The following is a 3,074-nucleotide window of genomic DNA, read 5'->3' as shown; positions in this document are numbered from 1 at the left end:
CACCGGCTCGGGCACCGCGGTCACCATCTCCGGCACGACCATCGCAGCGGGCGGAGTCACGCTCGAAAGTGTCGCGTCGACCGGCGCGGTCAACGGCATCGTCCTCGCCAATACCGGCAGCGGCGCCCGGCACTCCCGATTCCGCGCAGGCGCCCGAGGGCGAGGCGACGCAGCCGCAGGCTGGCGCCAATCTCCAGGCGGCGGCGAGCCCGACTCCGGAGGCCGCGACTCCGGCCGGCCAGCCGGCTTATTCCGAGCACCTGGAACCGACCGCCGGGGTTGGTCAGCCGGACGGCCGCATGGGCATCCAGGACCAGGTCACGCCGATCGGCCGCGAAGCCGCCGGCTTCCACGACTATATCCTGATGCCGGCGATTACGATCATCACCCTGATCGTGCTCGCGCTGATGATCTACGTCATCCTGCGCTACCGCCGCGCCGCCAATCCGGTGCCGTCGCGCACGACCCACCACACGCTGGTCGAGGTGATCTGGACTCTGGTCCCGGTCCTCATCCTGATCGTCATCGCGGTGCCGTCGATCCGGCTGCTCGCGAACCAATATTCGCCGCCCAACGCCGACCTCACCGTCAAGGTGATCGGCAACCAATGGTACTGGACCTACGAATATCCCGACCATGGCATCGAGCTCACCTCGAACATGCTGCCCGAGCAGCGTGACGCTCAGGCCGGCGCCCGATTCCGCACCGCCGCTGACGGCCCCGAGCAGCTCGCCGTCGACGAGCGCATGGTGGTCCCGGTCGGCGCCACGGTGAAGCTCATCGTTACCTCGGCCGACGTGATCCACGCCTTCGGCGTCCCCGCCTTCTGGACGAAGATGGACGCGGTCCCCGGCCGTCTCAACGAGACCTGGTTCCGCGCCGAGCGCGAGGGCGTCTATTTCGGCATGTGCTACGAGCTGTGCGGCGCCCGCCACGGCTACATGCCGATCGCCGTCGAGGTGGTGAGCCCGGCCGCCTTCCAGCGCTGGGTCGCCTCGCGTGGCGGCACCATGCCGGGCAGCCAGCCCAACGCGAACCCGGACTCGACGCAGGCCAACACCCTGGGCAACGCCCTGGCCGCCGAACGGCCTGACGGCAGCGAGCCGGTCGAGCCCACCAATGAAATCCAAGCCACGACCAACCAGCCGACCGTCCGCGAGCGGTCGCCGGCGGGCATGTAAGGCAGCACAAAGACCATGACCGACACCACGGCCAACGCCGCTCACTTCGAGGCGGCCCACGACCATCACGACGCCCATGCCGACCACAAGCCGGGCTTCTTCGCCCGCTGGTTCATGTCGACGAACCACAAGGACATCGGCACGCTCTACCTGATCTTCGCGATCATCGCGGGCATCATCGGCGGCGGCATCTCCGGAATGATGCGCGTCGAGCTCGCCGAGCCGGGCATCCAGTATCTCGAGAGCTGGGCGAACTTCTTCGCCGGCCTCGCCGGGGCCGGTCCGCAGGACTTCAACAACGCCAACCACTTCTGGAACGTGCTGATCACCGCGCACGGCCTCATCATGGTGTTCTTCATGGTGATGCCGGCGATGATCGGCGGCTTCGGCAACTGGTTCGTGCCGATCATGATCGGGGCGCCGGACATGGCGTTCCCGCGCATGAACAATATCAGCTTCTGGCTGCTTCCGCCCGCCTTCATCCTGCTACTCGTGTCGGCGTTCATGCCGGGCGGCAACGGGCTGGGCGCCGGCACCGGCTGGACGGTCTACGCGCCGCTCTCGACGAGCGGCTCGGCCGGCCCGGCGGTCGACTTCGCGATCTTCTCGCTGCACGTCGCGGGCGCCTCGTCGATCCTCGGCGCGATCAACTTCATCACCACCATCTTCAACATGCGCGCGCCGGGCATGACCCTGCACAAAATGCCGCTGTTCGCCTGGTCGGTGCTGATCACCGCCTTCCTGCTGCTGCTGGCGCTGCCGGTGCTCGCCGGCGCGATCACCATGCTGCTCACCGACCGCAATTTCGGCACCGACTTCTTCAACGCGGAAGGCGGCGGCGACCCGATCCTGTACCAGCACCTGTTCTGGTTCTTCGGCCACCCCGAGGTGTACATCATGATCCTGCCGGGCTTCGGCATGATCAGCCACATCGTCGCGACGTTCAGCCGCAAGCCGGTGTTCGGCTATCTCGGCATGGCCTACGCCATGGTCGCGATCGGCGTGATCGGCTTCGTCGTGTGGGCGCACCACATGTTCACGGTCGGCATGGACGTGAACACCAAGATGTACTTCACCGCGGCGACGATGGTGATCGCGGTGCCGACCGGCATCAAGATCTTCAGCTGGATCGCCACCATGTGGGGCGGCTCGCTGACCTTCGAGACGCCGATGGTGTGGGCGCTCGGCTTCATCTTCATGTTCACCGTCGGCGGCGTGACCGGCGTCGTGCTCGCCAACGGCGGCGTCGACAACTACATGCACGACACCTACTACGTCGTCGCTCACTTCCACTACGTGCTGTCGCTGGGCGCCGTGTTCGCTCTGTTCGCGGGCTTCTACTACTGGTTCCCGAAGATGTCGGGCCGGATGTACAGCGAGATCCTCGGCCAGCTCCACTTCTGGATCTTCTTCATCGGCGTGAATATCCTGTTCTTCCCGATGCACTTCCTGGGGCTGGACGGCATGGCGCGCCGCTATCCGGACTACACCCCGGCGTTCCAGCCGTGGAACGAGCTGGCGACGACCGGCTACATGATCATGGCGGTCGGCATGGTCTTCTTCTTCCTCAACATCATCTACTCGTTCACGATGGGGAAGAAGGCGCCGGCCAATCCGTGGGGCGAGGGCGCAACGACGCTGGAATGGACCCTGTCCAGCCCGCCGCCCTACCACCAGTTCGAGACCCTGCCGGTGATCGACGACAAGGATCACCACTAAGGCCGGCCGCTCAGGCTGAAATCGCCAAGCGCCCCGGGGGAAACTCCGGGGCGCTTCTCGTTTGGGGTATGTACAGCGCACCCAGTTCCCGCTCGTCCTGAGCGAAGTCGAAGGGCGTCCGCGAGATGATCGTGCAACGGTTCCAGGCGCCTTGGCCGGAACTTGGTGCCGACG

2 protein-coding genes are annotated in these 3,074 nt (G+C 66.1%); both read left to right on the top strand.

Annotation, left to right across the window (positions count from 1 at the left end; translation table 11 throughout):
* Window positions 1-68: 68 nt before the first annotated feature.
* Window positions 69-1,181, top strand: a complete 1,113-nt coding sequence (gene coxB / locus G7B71_RS15420; protein WP_243406274.1) for a cytochrome c oxidase subunit II — start codon at window positions 69-71, stop codon at window positions 1,179-1,181.
* 15 nt (window positions 1,182-1,196) lie between these two features.
* Window positions 1,197-2,900 (top strand): cytochrome c oxidase subunit I, encoded by a 1,704-nt coding sequence (ctaD, locus tag G7B71_RS15415; protein ID WP_166042547.1) that lies wholly within the window; start codon window positions 1,197-1,199, stop codon window positions 2,898-2,900.
* Window positions 2,901-3,074: the final 174 nt, after the last annotated feature.

This window comes from Sphingosinicella sp. YJ22 (assembly GCF_011320075.1).
Lineage (GTDB): Bacteria > Pseudomonadota > Alphaproteobacteria > Sphingomonadales > Sphingomonadaceae > Allosphingosinicella.
Note: the sequence above shows the minus strand (reverse complement) of the source record. Positions and strands in the feature narration are given on the sequence as shown.

Excerpts from the sequence above, each read along its gene's own strand:
- ctaD (WP_166042547.1), top strand. The coding sequence starts at position 1,197 with ATGACCGACACCACGGCCAACGCCGCTCACTTCGAGGCGGCCCACGAC.